Raw genomic sequence first — 17,221 nt, forward strand, 5'->3', positions numbered from 1 at the left:
GGAGTAGCCGCCATGAATGCAGAGGTTTCAAGCGTGAGCGGCGACAGGCAATTCGGACCCGTGCGCATTGCTTGGTCTTTCCAAGCTGATGGCCTCGATTGCTACGTCTGGGTTTATTGGAACGATCAACTGATCGTTGGAGAAACGCTGGGGCCAAAGCGGCTTGAGCTGGATTTCGCCATTCGAACGGAGACAGATTTTACGCAGAGGGTTAGCGGCACGCTGTCTTTCGACGTTGAAAGCAACATGTTGCGCATCGCCCGTTTGAGATATCCGGGAGCAACAGCTGAAATCAACGACGACCTCGGCAGCTACCGCCCCCTGCCGCCCTCCCCACCCTCGCCACCCTCGCCACCAGCTCCAGTCGACGATATCCAAGAGGACGTGATCAGCGAGGTTGCCGAGCTGTTTCCGTTCCTCTACCTACGAAACTGGCCTCAGATCACTCCACAAGCGCTGGAAGATCGCTTTGTTCGATACACCCCCACCAGCCCGCCCATCTCTGACTTCTATGCGCAATTGACCAATGATCGCAAAGACGTCGATGCACGCAGCAAGATGGTCGATGCGTCGCTGCTGTTTGTGAGGGGGGCTTTGCCCTACGAAGGACAATTCGCTCAACGCCCTCAGGCGCTTGGAGCTGAGTTTGTTGCCATCGAACAATTCGTCTTGTCAGCCAAGCAACTGGCCTATCCTCGTGCACTGGCACTCATTGAACTGATTGCTGAGCTGTGGGGGCTCCCGTGGTCTGACATCACTGATGCGATGGGCACCGCGGAATTTGAGCAACAAGTAGAGCGCGCATGGGAAACCGTGTTCGCCTTGAACTGCGTGCTGGGCTACGACCGCGGCACGTTGGCAGCGATGACGCAAGTCCTTGTGGGTGTATTCCTGCTAAAACGACTGGCTGCAACCAATCCAGCCACACTTGACCAGGACTGGCCAGCCTCCAGACTTAAAGAAGGATTGCGGGCCACCCTGATCCTGCCGGCGGATGTCTTCCCCCTTCCCCCTGCAGAGGTTACTGAGGACGCGAAGCAGGTCATTGAGATCCTGCCTTACGCCATCGGCGACCTCCACGTGGTCAAACGCCAGCTTCTAAGTTACGCCCTGGGCGAAGTCAGCCACATCGAAAGCGTCATGGCTGACGAGAAGAAGGTTCGTGCTCGCCAAGAGAGCAGTGACAGCGAACTGATCCAAACCTCCGAGCGCCACGTGCTGTCTAGCGAAGATGCGCTGCGGGCGGGTTTGAGTGAGTCGTTTGAAGCTCAAATTCAAAACCAATTGCGTGAGCAGTTCCAAGCGGACTACACGACCACCTACGGGCCGCCCCAAGAAGCCAAGCAGGTAGGCTCCTACACGCTCAAGCCGCTGGACAACGAACCCAAGGAAAATCGCACCTCTGACCAAAGTGGGCTGGCACGGCGAATCACCCAAGAGGCAGCTCGACGAGCTGCAACACACCTTACCGAACAGCGGATGGCCCGATACTCGCGATCGAGCAAGAGCGAGGTATCACAGTGCTTCGACCGCCGTGGACGCAACACCAATCAACGGGGGATCTACCGGTGGCTGGACGCTCGTTATCGATGCTGGGTCGCGCCTCTCGGTCGGCGCCTGATGTTGCAGTTCTTTGTGACACATCCGGCAAAGCGATTGATTGAGTCGCAACAGGAGCTTTCCGGGATAGCCCTCGGAGAACCGATCTCGCCCTCACAACTCGGCTTGGGAAGGTTTGACGACATTTCCCTGGATCCCACAAGCCCGCTCTACTACGCCAGTCTTGCTGCTCGCTATGGCGTGGATGACGTTGAGCCGCCTCCTGCAGATCAAGTCAACGTGTCGAGCGTCTTTGAGCTGGGGTCACCTCTTTACGCGCAGATCATCGCGCTGCCGGATGGCTACGCGGCAACGTCCGCGACGATCTCGCTGACCACGGCGGCCCAGGACGTGACCGTTAGTGGGCGAGTTGGTTCAGCTCTCTTCAGCATTAGCGGAAAGGATGGCGCGGGAGTCCAGGGGAACATCGCCCTGGCCGACCAGACCTCGTCGCTGCCCTTTTCATTGGCTCTTGAGATAACTGCAACGGAAGGCGAACAAACGTCGCCCTCCGTTGCTTACGCGGTGAACATTGAAGTGGTGGCTTCTCGGACAGAGCGATGGCTTGAGCGCTGGCAGTCAGTGCTCTACACCCGACTGATCCAAGGATATCGCCAACTCCAGTCGAACCACCTCGAAGCCACAGGAGCCACACGGCCAACCGTCAATCCGCTCTATGCGCAACGTATCATCCGCTCTGAACTAAAGCGCGCCGGCGTTTCAAGCTTTCTGCGTATCGCAGACCGTCTGACCGGTGAAGTAGAAGCAGAGCATCACTTCGCCCCCGCACTTTGCTTATGGCTGGATCAAGCACTAGAGTGGTCTGAAATGACCTACACGCTGATCAATCACCCCAGTTCAGCCTTGCCGGCATTCAAAGGAGGCCACATGGGTGATCCTGGTCCCTTGGCAGAGTTTGTCCAAGCAGATACAGCTCGGGTTCTCCTGCCCGTTTCTCCGTCGTATGAGCACTCGCTGTTGTATTTCCTCGCCACTGGCATGGTTTGGAGCGGCGAAGATTTGCTCGCTCCGACCTTCGAAACAGCCGTCGATGGCAGCACTGCCATGGCCTCCTCAGAGACTCGATACGTGGACTTGGTAGACGACTTGAAGTCAGCATCTTTTCGGGGACCCACAACTGAGCCGCGTGACAGCTGGACGTTGACGCTGCCGACCACCATGACTGTTTTGCAGGACGACGACCGCCTGCCTGTCTTTGCGGTGCCCTTGTGATAGGCGGCATCCCCATCGGAGGCGTTTGTCTCTACGTCGGCGAAGTCGCCCAGGTCTCAGACACCGCCAACCCGGCTTGGCCTAAGCCAAACGCGCAGGACTCCACAGGGGCGCCAGTCGTAACCGATGGTGTCGGTGCAGCAGCCCTGTTGGAAGCACAAGGCTGGATGGTGTGTGATGGCCGGGCACTCAGGGCAGCAAGCTACCCACAGCTCTACGCGGCGCTTGGCACGATCCATGGGAACGGTGGTCAAGACGGGATGTTCCAGCTGCCTGACCTTCGCGGAGTGTTTGTGCGAGGGGTGGACAATGGCTCTGGAGCAGATCCCGACCTCGGCAACCGACTTCAACCAAGTGGCGAAGGTGCTTACAGTGGCGTCGGCTCACTACAGCTCGACGCCTTCCACACGCATACACACACTTATGCCCGTCCCAAGCAAGCCTTGACCTCCGATCAGACCGGCAGTGCGTATAGCGTTTCTGACGAAAACGAGCAAACCTCGGATCTTGAGCCGCAAGCTGCCGTCAGCCAAAACGAGACCCGGCCACGCAACGTGGCGGCCTACTACATCATCCGTTACACCTAAGCACTTCCTTCATGGTGTATACGGCGCTGGCAGGCATTCGGTCGGCTCTGTTCCCGAGCCCACTTCTGCTTCTGGGTCAAACGAGAACACTCGAATCTCGCTCCGGGTGCCTTTCTCTGTCTTGCGCTCAATGAGAACTGTGATGATCAAAGAGAGTTTCCAGCGACCATCCTTTTGAACGACCTCCAACGGCGTAATCGATCGCTGCACGACAAAAGCGCGCTTCCCTTTCGTATTGAGTGGCCCTGCTAGGGACCATTGTTCAACGGGGACGGTGGCGCGCACTTTTGAGAAAGGCGAAGGTGCGGAAAACTTGGTGGCGTTCGTATGGGGTATCGAACAGAGAACTGCATCCACCACATTGATGGTGACCAAGTCATCGGCTTTGCCGTAGGCGGTCACTTCAACGGTGATTCCGTCACCATTGCATAGATAGATAGCACTTGCGTAACGACCAAACGGCGAGCACAGATTTTTTCGGTCAGTTGCATTTATCGCATTCCAAAGCAGATCGGAGCTGATCTGTTCGATATCAAAGCTCACCCTGATGTCTGCAACATCGTTTGAAGCGCTCATCAATTTTCCTCGTTTAGGATGTGATGGTATTTTTCATCGCGACGCAGGCTGATCAAGTCAGGCTCGCTGGCGATCATATGCGGTGGAAACCCCCTCGCAAAGGAGCGCCTCAGGTAATCCAATGCGGCCTCGCGCTTCCCCGACAACTCTGACACCAAAGTGGCTCGGAAGAGCACTTCCGCGTCTTCGGGTGCCAAGGCGAGCGCTTCCAGAATGCGACGTTGTGCCTGGGTGCTTTTCCCAAGCCGTGCAGCGTAAAGAGCGGCGCGACTTAGGAGGGTCGCATCTCCAGTAACCCGCTGAAGCTGCTCCTCCACCATCTGCCCAGCACGGCTGTAAGCCCGCTCTGCCTGCGCCTTCCTGCCAGGCACCCATCGCAAAGAATCCCCAAGGTTGGCCCACTTCAAATAGTCATTGGGACTTCCCTTGCTGGCGGACAACGCTTGCTCGAATGCTTCGGCGGCCTCGCTGTAGCGCCCCAGTGCAAACAACACCGTTCCGAGATTGCCGTAGAGACGAGCGTTAGGCCCAACGCGCATTCCTCGCTGCAAGACCGTCAACGCCTCGTCTTTTCTATCTTGTTTGAGCAGGACGCCGCTTAGGTTGACGTAGCCCTGGATGCCATCTGGCTTCACCTCGATACTTCGTCGAAACGCCTTCTCGGCTCCTACCAGATCGCCCCGCTGGTAAGCGAGCGTCCCGCTCATGTCAGAGAACCAGCGCTCTCGCGGGTGCCTTTTGAGTGCGTCTTGTAGAACGTTGGCAGCCTCATCCTGCCGTCTTTCGGCCACGTAGATCCGGGCCAAGCCAAGCAGGGCGTAGCGATCGTTGGGGTCCAGCATTAGGGCCCGCCGGTAGATTGTCTCGGCCACGTCTTTGCGTCCTTGGTATTCCTCCGACCAGCCAAGAGCAGCTTGGGCCAACGCTAACTGCGGGTCCGCGCGCACGGCTAGCAGGGAGGCCTCCTTCGCCCGGTCCAGCCAGGTCGCATCCCGCTCGTCGCCAGCGTATCGAAGACAATCGGTAATCGCGCGCAATGCCAGAGCGGGAGCGTATCCAGGCTTCGTAGCCAATACGCCATCCAAAATCCGAGCCGCATCCGCAACGGCGCCTGGCTGGTCGAAGCTGTCAATACGGCGCTCGGCAGCGTTGAGCTTCTCTGTAGGGGTGGGCCCAACATCCGCGGTGCTGGGGGCCTGCACGAGAGGCAGACACGCCACGTAACCGCCCAACAGACATAGGCTCACCAACGCGGTCAATGCCGGCTTGTTTCGCCAGCTCCGTCTGCGTCCCTTGTTCCTAGCAAGCCGCCTGTGCAACTCCGTCAGTTGGTCGACCACTTCCAGCATGGAGGGGAGGCGGTCTTGCGGGCGCCGCCTAGTCATTCCTTCGATGAGATTGCGCACGCCCTCATCAAAGCCGGTGGGCAACAGTAGGCCCTTCCGGTCCCCATACAATCGCTCATGCATGGATTCCCAGCCGCCGTGCGCGTGGCTGTGTCGATGCCCCAGCAATGACTCGTGGAACACGAGGCCTAGCGAGTAAAGGTCACCAGAGGCCGCTACACGCATGCCCAATAGACGTTCGGGGGGCAAGTAGGCCAGTGTGCCAGCGGGCGTCGTGTCAGCCGAGAGCGAGCTGGTTTCCAGCGGATCGAGGGTTGCGGCAGCACCGAAATCAAGAATGCGTAACGTCCCATCACCGGTGAGCATGAGGTTGTCGGGCTTGAGATCCCCATGCGCCCAACCCGAGGCGTGAGCATCAGCAAGCGCCCGGGCCGCTTGCAGTCCGTAACCAAGCACTTGCGCGAGTGGCATCGCCCCACTGTCTTGAAGCAGTTGTGAAAGTGTTTTGCCATGCACGCGCTCCATGACGAGCCCCAGTTGGCCCATCGATTCTTCCAAGGCGAACACACGGACAAACGCAGGATGCCGCTGTTCCGCTAGACGCTGGGCTTCGACCCGTAGGCTTTGCTGTCGCCGCGGGTCGCCATCGACGAACTTGATGGCCACATCCCTACCCAGGCGTTCGTCCCAGGCCGCCAGGACGCGTCCAAAGCCCCCCTGGCCCAGCTCGCCATCCAACCGATAGTGGCCAAAACTTCGACCTACAACGCCTCCCCCACTTGTTTCGGACATGCTCCCTCTCCCGGATTGCTGGCTGCTGCTTCGACGCGATGATTGCAGCCCCAATATGGGCGAGACGATCGCCCACTTCAGGTGCAGTCGCGATTTGCTCAGACTCAACGCAGAAGCACGCCTGCCGAGTGTCCGAAAGGACGATCTGACGCCCAGTTTTGGAGCGGCTTATGGGAAAGCATGTGACCGTTGCATCATCCTTCGGCACCTAGCAGGTCCCAGGTAAGGGAACCCTTACAGTCGAGCCCGCTGAACGCCAAGTTCAGCTCACAAGCCATACCGAAACCTGCAATCGAATGAAGACAGCACTGCATTCGTAGCGCTGGGCCTCGCCCTGCTTCGACTGTAGTGTGGAAATAGATGTTGTCTGATCCCAAGTATTGGGACTAAATGTTTGAATTAGAAGCTATCACTTCTTCAGGCACTCTCATGCTTGCTAGCTACAGAATCTTGGCCGAGTGCAAAAGGACCACAAATTTTTCTCGCGCTCACGACCTGCGTGCCGGAAAGCAGCTTCGTTTGATACTCTGGATTAGTCAAGGCATCAAAGAACGAGGAATCGAATGGCATCGATAAAACATCAGATTCAGACATCTTTAGGCTTGAACAAAATGCTCACTGAGAGCATCGAGAGTGCTATCGAGCCGCAAGACCCTCGTGACAAAATGGCATTGAGAGCAGCTCGCTATACCGCAGATCTCCACAAGGCCATGGCTACTCTAGTCAAAGATCAGCAGCACAGCGCCGCATATGTGCTTGCGCGCCCACTGGTTGAAGCATCGATAGCAGCCCTGTATCTGCTCTATGCAGCAACTGAAGACAAGGCTGCGGCCATGCTAAGAAACGACCAAGGTCTCCCAGACGCAAAAGACATGATCAAAAAATGCCGAAACATAGGAGAATATGGTCCAAATCTGGAAAAAATATGGTCAGAGATTTCGCCATTCCACAAGTATACCCATGGTGATACAGTCCAGATCAATCGTCAGTCAGAGGATCGTCAGAATGATCAAGAAGTAGCATGGCTTTTATTTCTTTCTGACGTAGTCACTCTAGCCGCTTTTGAAGTAGCAGCTATTGCCCTAGATAACAAAGAGCTTCAAAACGATGTAATTTCGATCCGAGATGTCTCTGCAACTTTACTAGCAGTGCGTAGCGGCGTGCATCTGTCAGGTCGGACAATAGCGCGTTTATCACCACCACAGCGACCCGCGCAGGCTCAAAGCTCCCCGTGAGCGCAGCCCGCGAACACGCTTAGGACTTACCTGAAGAAGTAAGCGACCTATCAAGAGCCTCGGCAAAATCCTTGAGCCTTTCGAGCAACTCGACCTGCTGCTCGGCTGAAAAACGGGACATCAGCAAGATTACTTCAGCGAGTGGATCCGACGCTGCATAAAAATACGCAACGGGCAATCCTAAGGCCTCGGCTAACGCATCCATCGTTTTCTCGTCAGGCATCCGATCCCCGCGTTCGTATCTGGAAATACGCGGAGCCGCAGAGTTCTCGTCCTCCAATCCCAGCACCGCCCCTAGCTCCGCTTGAGTCATCCCTCGCGCTTGGCGGGCTTCGCGCAAGCGACGGCCCAATGTGCGCGCAGGAGGGATGGGGGCAGGCATGAGGGCTAGATCGAACGATTGCTGACTGGGCCCGCAGTCTGACGGTTCCAAGTTTGCGCTGCATTTGCCAATATGGCAAACGTCGCCAGGCCGGCGATATGAAGGGGCTCACCATGAAGCACGCAGGACAAGGAGCGTTCGCTGCGCTCTTGGCGTTGACGCTCGTCTCTCCACTTAGTGCCCAAGCCCAAGAGGTGCCGGAGCAGAAGTCCGGCTTTTTCCGTCAACTTGGAAAGGGGTTGGCCGACACGGGCAAGCAGATGGTCGGCATCAAGCCGAATTCGGGCAGCAAGGCCGGCAGTCAAGGCACTGGCTCGATGTACGTGCCCATCAATGGCGCCGGGAAGCTGCCCAACCTGTTCAAGGGCGACAACCACCAAGCGGCGCAGGGCGGGAAGCTGGAGTGGCCTCGGGTGGCGCTCACGTTCACCGAGTGGGGGGCATCCCTGCCCTGCTGGACGACGGAGGCCCGCATCTGGACCAGCCCGACAGCGTCGACGACCGAAACCTTCCGGACCTGCTTCGATGCCGCAGTGACGGAAACGGACGACCTGGGCGAGACGGCGGAGCTCAACAGCGCTGCCCTGTGGAAAGGCCGCGACTCGCTTGGCGGCATCCGGGTGCCGTCCAGCAAGCCCAACACGGGCGCTCAGCGGTCCACGGGTCCCAACCCGCCCAGCCAGCCCTTTGTCGTCAACGTGAGCCGACCCGGCGTCGCTGACCGTGCCGTGGACGTGTCGCTGCGCATCGCTTGGGTAGCCGGCTTCATCCAGACCGCCGACCTGCACCCGGGACCCAGCGGCCTGCTGACGCCCTTCAAGGACACACGGATGTGGATCGCGGGGTTCAAGCCCGACGGGAACCGCGACAAATAACCCTGCCCTCCCCCACTCCCTCTCGCTATCAAAGGACAGACATGAAACACGCAAGGATCGGCCTGGTCGCGTTGACCATGGCCCTGGGCCTGACCGCCTGCGGCGGCAAGCCTTCGTCTGACAATGCCAAAGAGGCCTTTGTCCGGTTGCTGCAAGACAGCGGCGCCGGCCAAGTCACCGACGTTCAGAATTTCGAGCTCACCGGCTGCGTTGAGGCGGAGGGCGTCGACGGCTATCGCTGCGACACGAGGGGCAAGGTGGCGATCGACATCGGAGGCCGGCAAGTGCCGATCCCCGTGAGCAAGAACCTGCGCTACGCCAAGAGCGACGGCACCTGGAGGGCCTACGCCAAATGAAGACCCAACCCGATTCGATGGTGGGAACGTCCGCCGGCGCTGTGGGCGGCTTCCTCGAAGACGGCGCCATGCGCGCTGCCCCTAAAAAGGTGACCACCCCGCACAACCGATTCTTCTGGTGGTTCTCGCTCAGCCTGCTCTTCCTGGGCCCATTCGGCTTCATCGTTGGGCCGCTCATGGCTCGACGAGGATTGCGAAAAGCAGAGCGCCTCTACGCTTTCGAGGCTCACATGGCCCGCCAGCGCGATCGTGGCTTCAGCTGGTGGCAGTGGTGGGTCATGACGCCGCTGATGTTACTGGTGCTGTGGCTGCAACTGACTAGCTGAGAATAGCGCTCCACGCCTGCAGCAGGGGGAATCACAAGTCCCAGCTGCAGGTGAGGGTTTCCGCCGATCCGACTTCGCTAAATGGCGCTGAGCCATCATCAATGCCGGAAGGAGGGATAAGCCAGCGCGGAGCTTTCCTCGTCCAGCGCGTCCAAACAATGGTCTAAATCCGCTATAGAGCACCCCTCAGGCACGTCTATAGAAAAATATTGAAATTGCTTCAGATCCTCAATATTGCAGCCCAGCCGCTTCAATTCTTCAATCACGCCTTGGGCCAAATAGTCCCCGTAAACCATTAGCCACAGAGTGCTTCGGCTCGACTTCTCCAAATGTGACCAAGAAACAACGTCACCATGCAAGTCGCGCTGAACAGTAATTACGTCACCCACGGACAACTCTTTTATAAAAAAAGGAGGAACTTCGACCCGATATCCTGACGACACCGCAGTGCATGCAAGGCACTCCTTGGCTACAGGGGGCCAATCGTCCTCAACATCTAGGAGGAACATCAACTCATCTGCGCTCATCTCTCTCTTCTCGCCTATGTCGATCTTGGTGGCACTCTGGGCAGACTACCTTACCGTCGCTGTGACGTCCGCCCCCATCCTTGATGGGCGGATCGTGATGGACTTGGGCTTGGTCTGGCGGGGTCGGGACACCCTTCTCATTAGCTACATTTCTCACTTCCCTACCGCAGTCATCACACCTCATCTGGCCGCCATTGCGCTGCGCGTTATCCCTCTTGAACGCGTTACGCTGACCAGGAGTGAAGTCTCCCGGCCGGCCTGATCTTCCCCGCGTCACACCCGCAGCTGCTGCTTTTACAAGTGCGCCTGCGATCGCCTCATTCGAAAAATCTCCGGCGTCAATAAACTCGCCCGCGGCTTGCCCCATCGCCGCACCTTGCTCTGCCTGGCTACCCTCAGTGGTTGCAGCAGCTTCACCAGCCGCCCATATGCGTAGCCTTTCCGGATCGTTGCGAAGCATGTAGCCAACGGCTGCACCGTAATACCTGTCAGCAGCTGACTGCCGTCCATCCGGGTCAGTGAACCGATACGGATTGTTGTTCGCATACCAGTAGCGATTGAAGTTCGATGCGAGCACCGAGTCCGCGGCCACCGGATCCACGCTCAGGAACCGCCCCAGGTCTTGGTCGTAGTAGCGCTGCTGCATGTAGGTCAGCCCGGTCGCACCATCCATGGCATGACCGGTATAGCCGATGCCATCGACCGTCTTGCCAATGGGGCTGCCATACGGCTGGTAGTCGGTTCGCTCAACCACTTGGCCAGCGGCATCTGTCACCGCGATCGGGCTGCCCAACGCGTCGGTGTGCTGGAACTTGATGGCTCCTGCGTTGCGCGTGGCGAGCAAGCTCCCGTTGAGATAGACGTATTCCGTGTTGCCCTTGCCCGACGCCTCTGTGTAGAACAACTGACCCGTCTGGGTGTAGACCTGAGTGGTCAGTGTTGTCGGTCGACCCGCTACGGTGCGGCGGCCATAGGCATCGTAGGCATAGCTCTCCTTGCCGGTGACATCTCGCAGACGGTTTCCGTAGTCAAAGGTATAGGCTTGGCCGTTCTTGTTTTTGAGGTTGCCCTGCGGGTCGTAGCTTAGGCCAACCGTAGTGGCTCCTGCATTGTTCTGGACGTTGGTCAGACGGTTCTTGACGTCATACCAGTAATTGTTCTCTCGAATACCTGGAAGCTTGGCGGCGAGGATGTTGTCCAGCACGTCGTAGGTATAGCGGTTCCAGTTGTCGCCACCGAACCGCTCCGAGCCCGCCTCCATCAGGCGATCCAGTCCGTCATACCCCATGTAGCGGTTGTAGCCCGTGCCCCGCTGCTGATCGACAATGGCGCTGACATTTCCATTGGCGTCGTATTGATACTCGAACGAAGCGACGTTGTTGTCCCGCACCTGCTGGGGCATCTGACGCCCGTTGAGCACGAGCGAGTGACTCACACCATTGCCATAGGTGAACTGCCGCGCGGCTCCATTGGGGTAGTAGCCAATCCCCGTGGCGTAGTTGCTCCCCGCCTGGTCACGGACTGCAGTCGGCTGCCCTAATGCATTCGGTGCGTAGCTGATGACCAAGCCGGTCGGATACGTCTGATTCGCCAGCGCTGCGTTCGCGTCGTAGCCGTAGCCGATGGACCAGTTATACCAACCGGTCTGGCCCGACGATTCGGACGTCATCATCCGACGCTTGTTGTAGTTGTAGACATTGACAAACGATGAGCCGCCCGCGTCGTTGAGGGTGGTCACTTGGGCAGGAAGCCCATCCGGGGTGTAGGACCAGTCCTGATTACCGTTCTTGTCAGGGAACCGTAGGGTCTTGAGACGATTGCGAGTGTCGTAGGTGCGCAAGACATGGCGGCCACTGGCAGCAGCGGCATCCAGGTCGCAGCTGGTCGTGCTGGAAAGATCAAGGCCGCTGGCCGACCAAGCCAGGTTGCCAGCCGCGTCGTAGGCCATGACCGTAGAGCCGCTTTCTGGCTCAATCACTTTGCAAAGCTGCTGGTTCGCATCGTAGACGTAGCTACGCGCCGCGAGGCCAACGCCATGCTCAACCGGTGGCGGTGCCACCACCTGCACGACCTGGTTGCTGGACTCGTTACCCAGATCCCCTGCTCCATCACGCATCCGCCAACGCAGGTTGTAGCCACCCGCACCGAGTGGCGCCCGCAGGCTGAAGGTGAAGTCCACGCTGCCGCCAGGTGGAACGTCTGAAGGCAAGCCGACTTCGCCTGGGGACCAACCACGTGTGTCGCCGACCAGCGCTACCCGATAACCCTGCCCCTGGCGCCAGGTGACATTGCCGGTGTTCGTGAAGCGGACAGAGCCGCTCACCGAACGTCCGGTCGCCAACTGGCCGGGCATGTTCTGAGACACGAAGGCAGCACCACGCTGCATAGCGGGAATCGAGAGCGCGCCCGACCCATCAATGAGGTTGTTGTCCCGACCGACTGGGGAAATGCCATGAATGTAGAACGGCTTGCCGCCGTGGTTTCGGATCAGGTCTTCAGTGATTGGAATCGAGAAGCGGTAGTTGCTACCCGACGCAGAGCAAGCACTGGCAACGCCAGGTTCGCTGGCAAGGTTCGCACTGACAATGGCTGCAATCGTGCCGCTGCCGGCGGGCCCGCCCGCATACATGTGAACGTCAATCGATCGGCGAAGCGCCGTAGAGCAGGCCCAACCGACAATCGCATTGTTTTGGAAGCCATCAATGCGCCCCTTCACTACCGAAGCCGGGACAACTACTCCCGATCCTGCGATGGTGTCGTTCGCCGCACCTACTGGCGATATGCCGTGGATATAGATCGACTTCCCACCATTCTGGACGATGAAGTTTTCATCAATCGGGAACGAGAAGCGGTAGTTGCTGCCAGAAGCACTACAGGCATTTGCAATGCCGGCATCACTTGGCAACGTAGCTGCCGTAGCCCCCGCAAAGGTTCCCGAGCCCGCAGAGCCACCCAAATACATGTGCACATCAACAGAGCGGTTCAAATACGTTGAACAGGCCCAACCAGAAATTGAACCGTAGTTGACGCTGTCGATATTTCCTTTGATGAGCGACGGAATGACCTGCACGGTCTGGGAGCCAAACCCGCCAAACCATTCCTTGCCCTCCTGCACCATCCGCCAGACAAACTGATATTGCCCGGGCGTGGTAGGGGCAGTGACGTTGAAGTTGAAGGTGACCGTGCTATCAATTGAGACTGCGCCCGGCAACTCAACCCTGGAAATCCCCCAGGGACTCACTGGAACCGAACTACCGCCGTAACCAAGCTTGTGACCGATGCCCGAGCCCCACTGCTGGTCGCCGACATTCTTGTAAGTTGCACTGGTCGCATAGGTTTGGCCAACCACCATTTGACCCGGCACGCTGTAGCCGACCCACCTCGCGTCGTTGAGCGGGATATCAGGGCAGAGGTTGCCTCGACCTGCCGGCGATCCATCTGGGCATTGCTTAGCTGCTTCTGCAAAGCCAGGAAGCACTAAAAGCAGCAGCGAAGCGATCATCCCCCACAACGAGGGAAAGATCTTCGATGTTTCAGCAGAACTCATCTGGCAGTTCTCCATTCCGTGCTCAACCGCTTCCATGCACTGGTTCATTGCGCGCCCCGCTCAATCTTTAGAGCTTTACCGAAGACATCCCGAGCAATATTCGTCCTGCTGGACTCTGGTAGCAGCACCCACACAGGTGCGTCATAGACAGGTTGGTCAAACACCTGGTAACCCGTGCGCGTCTGAGCACCACGCGGGTTGGTGACCAGGGTTTGCGCGCCAGGCAGATACTGCGTGATCGTGGTCAGCAGTCCCTGCTCACTGTCCTGCGACACCGCTGTCGGTCTGCCTACCACGTCAAACTCGGTCCACACACCAGTGTTCGCAGCTTCGCTACTGCTGGGGTAGGACGCAAAGACGGCCCTTCCCTCATGGTCGTAGACGAAGCGCTTGACTCGCAGCGTTCCCGCAACGTTTGCCGCATCGTATTCCCGCGTCAGTAGCGGCTGCCACAGCGCATCAAAGTAGGTGATTTTCTGTGCATTCCCAGTAGTGACGCTCTGACGCCAATGTCCGGCTCCGATGCCGTATTCGTCTCCGCCTACTCGCTCAAAAGCTTGTGCCGTTGAGTTCCACGCCGTGCTGTCACTGGATGGGTAATTCGTGGCATTTAGCCGTCCCATCGCGTCGTAGCCATAAGTCGTGGCAAATCCATTTTCGTCGTTGGTCTGACGGATCCACCCGTTGTCGTCCACCGAGGCGGACGTGGCCGTGCCATCGGGATTTGCAACGGTCTGAGGGATGCCACGCTTCCAACCAGACAAGGTCGTTGCGTTTCCTAAGCCATCCTTGACTTGGGCCAAGGTCCCATCGGGATTGTAGGTGTAGGTTGCGACCACCTTTCCGTTGCGCCGTTCCGTCTGGGGCAACGCATTGCTGCCGTAGTCGACCTGGGAGGTGACAATACCCGTGTTGATGTTGCGAGCCACGGCGGTCTGCCCCAAGACCCACACGCCGCGTTCGTCGTAATAGCTCGTTTCATCCGTGCGACTATGCCAAGGGCTGAAACGCTCGATGCGCAACGGACGAGCAAATTCATCGAAGCACAGCTGGCCACTGCAGTCCGCTATGCGCCAAACGAACTGATCACCATTGTCGATGGTCGTCACTTGACGCACGGGCCGCTGCCTAGCAGCCACCGTGTTGTCCCCGTAGTTGCCGACCGGATACATGGTCCGCGCTGCATAAGGTGCCGCATCAAATGCCGCGTAATCACTCACCTTGCTGCGCCTGGCCGTCGAACCGTTCCATCCAAAGTCCTGCTGTAGCAGCAAGCCCTCGTTCTCCCAGTGGCGGTTACCGAAACGGTAGCGGGTGGTTTGGCCCGCAGGGTCCTTAACCGTGATGTCCCGGGTGATGGGCGAGCTCGCGTTACACGCGACATACTTCGCCGGATCACTTGGGTTCGGATTGGTGTCCGGCTTCCAGCAATTGTTCGGACTACCGTAGTCGTAGGACCAAGTCAGTCCCTGCGACGGCAACCCGGGGCCAGAGATGCGCCGACTGGTGACAGCCATGACGTAGAACTGGTAGGGAATTTCTGAGTATGCTTCCTTGACATTGCACATTCTGGGAACCCACGACCGTCCCATCAGCATGGAGTTGACGGTGTAGTCGCTGCGAGCGCCAGTGGGTGCAGTGATGCTGCCGACCACGTTGCTGCGTGACCACGGGCGGATGTTGTCGCAGCCGGGTGGCTGGCCGTAAGTCACGCGTGCACGCGACAACGCGAGCAAATCGAACGTCCAGCTACTGCCGTCCGGCAAGGTCACCGTATCCACAGTGTCGCTGTAGCCGTAAGACCATGTTCGACCTCCGGTGGTCACGGAGGTGATGGTGTTGCCGTCCCCGCCTGCATACGACAGGTCAATGCGACGCCCATCGCTGGCAACAATGCTTAGAAGTTGCCACGGAGCGCCGGGATTCCAGTTGTAAACCACCGTGTTGCCGAAGCGATCGGTCACTCGCGTGGGATAGATCAATACCTCCTTGCGAACCAGGATGTAGTTGTTAGCGACCATCGGAACGATTCCACCGATGCTTGCGGTGGTCATTGCCGCCCCGCCAGCAGACGCTGTGCCAACAGAATTGGCCTGCGGAACAGGCGACGACTTGCTCAAAGGGGGATAGCTGCGTGACACCATGTGGTTGAACGCATACACGCTGCCTTGGGTATCGACCAGTTCAAACCCTTCGCCTCGAGCACTCGTTTCGCTCGCTCCATCAAGCGACGCCAAGCAACGCACTGCGGAGCCATCCTTCAAGACGATGGGATAGGCTCGCCCATCGTTTGGCCTGAGCGCCTGGGCCGAGGCTGCCAGAAGTTCTTGATCGCCGCTTCCAGGCCGGTAGAGAAAGCTTCCCCGCCAGAACTCAGAAGGATCGAAGAACCCGCCCTGATTCTCGAAGGCCGGAGGAACGCTGTAGCGACTGCATCGGCTGTAAGCCGTCTCCCTGGTCCCGTTGACCACCCAGCCATCTGGCGCGATGTTCCCGCCCGGGAAACCGAAGACGCCATGCATGTAGGGAATGTCCAAGTCCCAGAGCTTGAAGTGCCCCTTGGTGGGGCTCCCTACCGAGAAACGACGACCGATGCGCACCTGCAAGGCGTTGTTGCCCTTCAAGTCGACGTCGGTCTGCGTGATTTCCATCGACCCGGTGTAGAGGTTGATGTTGTCACCGAAGAGCTTGTCCCCCGGACTTGTAACCACAGCTCCGGATTGAATCAGCTTGCCGTAGTCGTCATAGACATCCTCGGCGGCGCCCAATGCAGGAGATAGCCCCACCAAAGCAGCCAGTGCCAATCCAAACGCGCGCATCTGGCGCGGCTTTGTGCCCGATTCCATAGCATCTTCCAAGTTGATGACTGACCGAGATCCGGGTAGACCTCATCGCTCCCACGAACTCGCGCTCATGCAAAGACAAGGCATGGCAACGCATGCCCAGCCAAGCCATTGGCAGGTGTTCGTGTTCAAAGAATCCGGAGGGTGCGCGAAGCGCGACCACGAGGTCATTCCCCAATACCCCCACGCCACCTAAGCTTGCGCGACGCCAATTCGATGTCAACTACCCACCCGTGCTTGCCTGCCGCTGCAGGAGCAGTGAGGCAAAACGACAAGTTATTGACGTTATGAGGAATGGCGCACGAAAGGCGGCCCAATGAGCGATCTCCCTACGCTAGATTCAGAAAATTCTGACGCTGTTTCCAGCGGATACCTGACACGGCATGGCGATGTCTGTAGACGCGCTGACGACACGGCTAGCCCGCCGGTTCCCCTGTTGCGCAGCTAGGCCCGCGAACCTCGGCTCAAGGCGTTTGGTCACACCTTCCGAAATTAAAGATTGACGCTACAACTCGTTTGTCAGACACAAATGATGACCGCGCGCCACATCGTGGCGACAGGGGCGCGGCGTAACCCCACCACTCGCCCAGCTGGGCTGCCATCGGCTGTCTGCTTCAACTCCATCAACTCGCACGTTATTCAACAGGCAAGGGCCTTGTACAGCGCTTGCGGGCACTGTGGGTGGTCTCCGCGAGAATGGCGCTGCGCCACGCCTCTCACAAGGTCATGACCTCAATCAATTCGTCTGGTGGTCCTCGCTCAGCCTTCTGTTCTTGGGGGCCTGCTCGGCTTCACCGCTGGCCCGCTTATGGCCCAACGCGCCCTATGGATAGCGGAACGGCTCATTATCTACAGGATGCGCAGCTCAACGGCGTGACCAAGGCTCAGCCATGGACTAATGATCGGTCATGACACCTCTGTCCCTGACTATGACCGTGCGGGCCGCCCCAACACTGGCAATTTGCAAGGCCCTACAACCGAAACAGGCCATGTCACA

General features: G+C 58.5%; 12 protein-coding genes. 6 read left to right on the forward strand and 6 right to left on the reverse strand.

The window, feature by feature from the left end; all coding sequences use genetic code 11:
- Nucleotides 1-12 precede the first annotated feature (12 nt).
- Together ASF90_RS00690 and ASF90_RS00695 are read left to right on the forward strand one after the other, a co-directional pair.
- On the forward strand, nt 13-2,832 hold the full coding sequence (locus ASF90_RS00690; protein WP_055844526.1) for a hypothetical protein: 2,820 nt from the start codon (nt 13-15) through the stop codon (nt 2,830-2,832).
- Between the two features lie 149 nt (nt 2,833-2,981).
- Nucleotides 2,982-3,419, forward strand: coding sequence for a tail fiber protein (locus ASF90_RS00695; protein ID WP_155767649.1), 438 nt, complete (start codon nt 2,982-2,984; stop codon nt 3,417-3,419).
- Between the two features lie 9 nt (nt 3,420-3,428).
- On the opposite strand, the gene ASF90_RS23135 is transcribed toward ASF90_RS00695, so the two are convergent.
- Together ASF90_RS23135 and ASF90_RS00700 are read right to left on the reverse strand one after the other, a co-directional pair.
- Nucleotides 3,429-3,995: a hypothetical protein gene (locus ASF90_RS23135; protein WP_156364936.1), complete on the reverse strand. Its 567-nt coding sequence runs from the start codon at nt 3,993-3,995 to the stop codon at nt 3,429-3,431.
- The gene (locus ASF90_RS00700; RefSeq protein ID WP_082473366.1) at nt 3,995-6,133 is read right to left on the reverse strand and encodes a serine/threonine-protein kinase; all 2,139 of its coding nucleotides are present in this window, start codon (nt 6,131-6,133) and stop codon (nt 3,995-3,997) included. The genes ASF90_RS23135 and ASF90_RS00700 overlap by 1 nt, the downstream gene beginning before the upstream one ends.
- Before the next feature lie 563 nt (nt 6,134-6,696).
- Between ASF90_RS00700 and ASF90_RS23140 the strand changes: the two genes are divergently transcribed.
- A complete protein-coding gene (locus ASF90_RS23140) occupies nt 6,697-7,368 on the forward strand; it encodes a hypothetical protein (protein WP_156364937.1) in 672 nt (223 codons plus the stop codon).
- 19 nt (nt 7,369-7,387) lie between these two features.
- Here ASF90_RS23140 and ASF90_RS00705 read toward each other — a convergent pair whose 3' ends face one another.
- Entirely contained in the window at nt 7,388-7,750 is a 363-nt protein-coding gene (locus tag ASF90_RS00705) for a helix-turn-helix transcriptional regulator (protein ID WP_055844536.1), read from the reverse strand.
- Between the two features lie 113 nt (nt 7,751-7,863).
- Between ASF90_RS00705 and ASF90_RS00710 the strand changes: the two genes are divergently transcribed.
- The 3 genes from ASF90_RS00710 to ASF90_RS00720 are packed head-to-tail and all read left to right on the forward strand — an operon-like array spanning nt 7,864 to nt 9,307.
- A complete protein-coding gene (locus ASF90_RS00710) occupies nt 7,864-8,625 on the forward strand; it encodes a hypothetical protein (protein WP_055846168.1) in 762 nt (253 codons plus the stop codon).
- A 41-nt stretch (nt 8,626-8,666) separates the two neighbouring features.
- Nucleotides 8,667-8,981: a hypothetical protein gene (locus ASF90_RS00715; RefSeq protein ID WP_011036783.1), complete on the forward strand. Its 315-nt coding sequence runs from the start codon at nt 8,667-8,669 to the stop codon at nt 8,979-8,981.
- Nucleotides 8,978-9,307 (forward strand): hypothetical protein, encoded by a 330-nt coding sequence (locus ASF90_RS00720; protein ID WP_201782811.1) that lies wholly within the window; start codon nt 8,978-8,980, stop codon nt 9,305-9,307. The genes ASF90_RS00715 and ASF90_RS00720 overlap by 4 nt, the downstream gene beginning before the upstream one ends.
- A gap of 98 nt (nt 9,308-9,405) precedes the next feature.
- Here the strand turns inward: ASF90_RS00720 and ASF90_RS21080 are convergent, their stop codons facing one another.
- From ASF90_RS21080 to ASF90_RS00735, 3 genes are read right to left on the reverse strand one after another with little or no spacing between them, the layout of a single operon-like run.
- Nucleotides 9,406-9,834 (reverse strand): DUF4265 domain-containing protein, encoded by a 429-nt coding sequence (locus ASF90_RS21080; protein WP_236699176.1) that lies wholly within the window; start codon nt 9,832-9,834, stop codon nt 9,406-9,408.
- On the reverse strand, nt 9,821-13,381 hold the full coding sequence (locus tag ASF90_RS00730) for an RHS repeat-associated core domain-containing protein (protein WP_236699177.1): 3,561 nt from the start codon (nt 13,379-13,381) through the stop codon (nt 9,821-9,823). The genes ASF90_RS21080 and ASF90_RS00730 overlap by 14 nt, the downstream gene beginning before the upstream one ends.
- Nucleotides 13,382-13,425: 44 nt before the next feature.
- Complete coding sequence (locus ASF90_RS00735; protein WP_055844545.1) at nt 13,426-16,239, reverse strand: RHS repeat protein; 2,814 nt, start codon at nt 16,237-16,239, stop codon at nt 13,426-13,428.
- Nucleotides 16,240-17,221: the final 982 nt, after the last annotated feature.

Source organism: Xanthomonas sp. Leaf148 (assembly GCF_001423585.1).
In the GTDB taxonomy this organism is placed as follows: domain Bacteria; phylum Pseudomonadota; class Gammaproteobacteria; order Xanthomonadales; family Xanthomonadaceae; genus Xanthomonas.

What these genes read in the sequence shown, in the direction of transcription:
- ASF90_RS00690 (WP_055844526.1), top strand. Translation starts at nt 13, where the DNA reads ATGAATGCAGAGGTTTCAAGCGTGAGCGGCGACAGGCAATTCGGACCC.
- ASF90_RS23135 (WP_156364936.1), bottom strand. Translation starts at nt 3,995, where the DNA reads ATGAGCGCTTCAAACGATGTTGCAGACATCAGGGTGAGCTTTGATATC.
- ASF90_RS00700 (WP_082473366.1), bottom strand. Translation starts at nt 6,133, where the DNA reads ATGTCCGAAACAAGTGGGGGAGGCGTTGTAGGTCGAAGTTTTGGCCAC.
- ASF90_RS23140 (WP_156364937.1), top strand. Translation starts at nt 6,697, where the DNA reads ATGGCATCGATAAAACATCAGATTCAGACATCTTTAGGCTTGAACAAA.
- ASF90_RS00705 (WP_055844536.1), bottom strand. Translation starts at nt 7,750, where the DNA reads ATGCCTGCCCCCATCCCTCCTGCGCGCACATTGGGCCGTCGCTTGCGC.
- ASF90_RS00710 (WP_055846168.1), top strand. Translation starts at nt 7,864, where the DNA reads ATGAAGCACGCAGGACAAGGAGCGTTCGCTGCGCTCTTGGCGTTGACG.
- ASF90_RS00715 (WP_011036783.1), top strand. Translation starts at nt 8,667, where the DNA reads ATGAAACACGCAAGGATCGGCCTGGTCGCGTTGACCATGGCCCTGGGC.
- ASF90_RS00720 (WP_201782811.1), top strand. Translation starts at nt 8,978, where the DNA reads ATGAAGACCCAACCCGATTCGATGGTGGGAACGTCCGCCGGCGCTGTG.
- ASF90_RS21080 (WP_236699176.1), bottom strand. Translation starts at nt 9,834, where the DNA reads ATGAGCGCAGATGAGTTGATGTTCCTCCTAGATGTTGAGGACGATTGG.
- ASF90_RS00730 (WP_236699177.1), bottom strand. Translation starts at nt 13,381, where the DNA reads ATGAGTTCTGCTGAAACATCGAAGATCTTTCCCTCGTTGTGGGGGATG.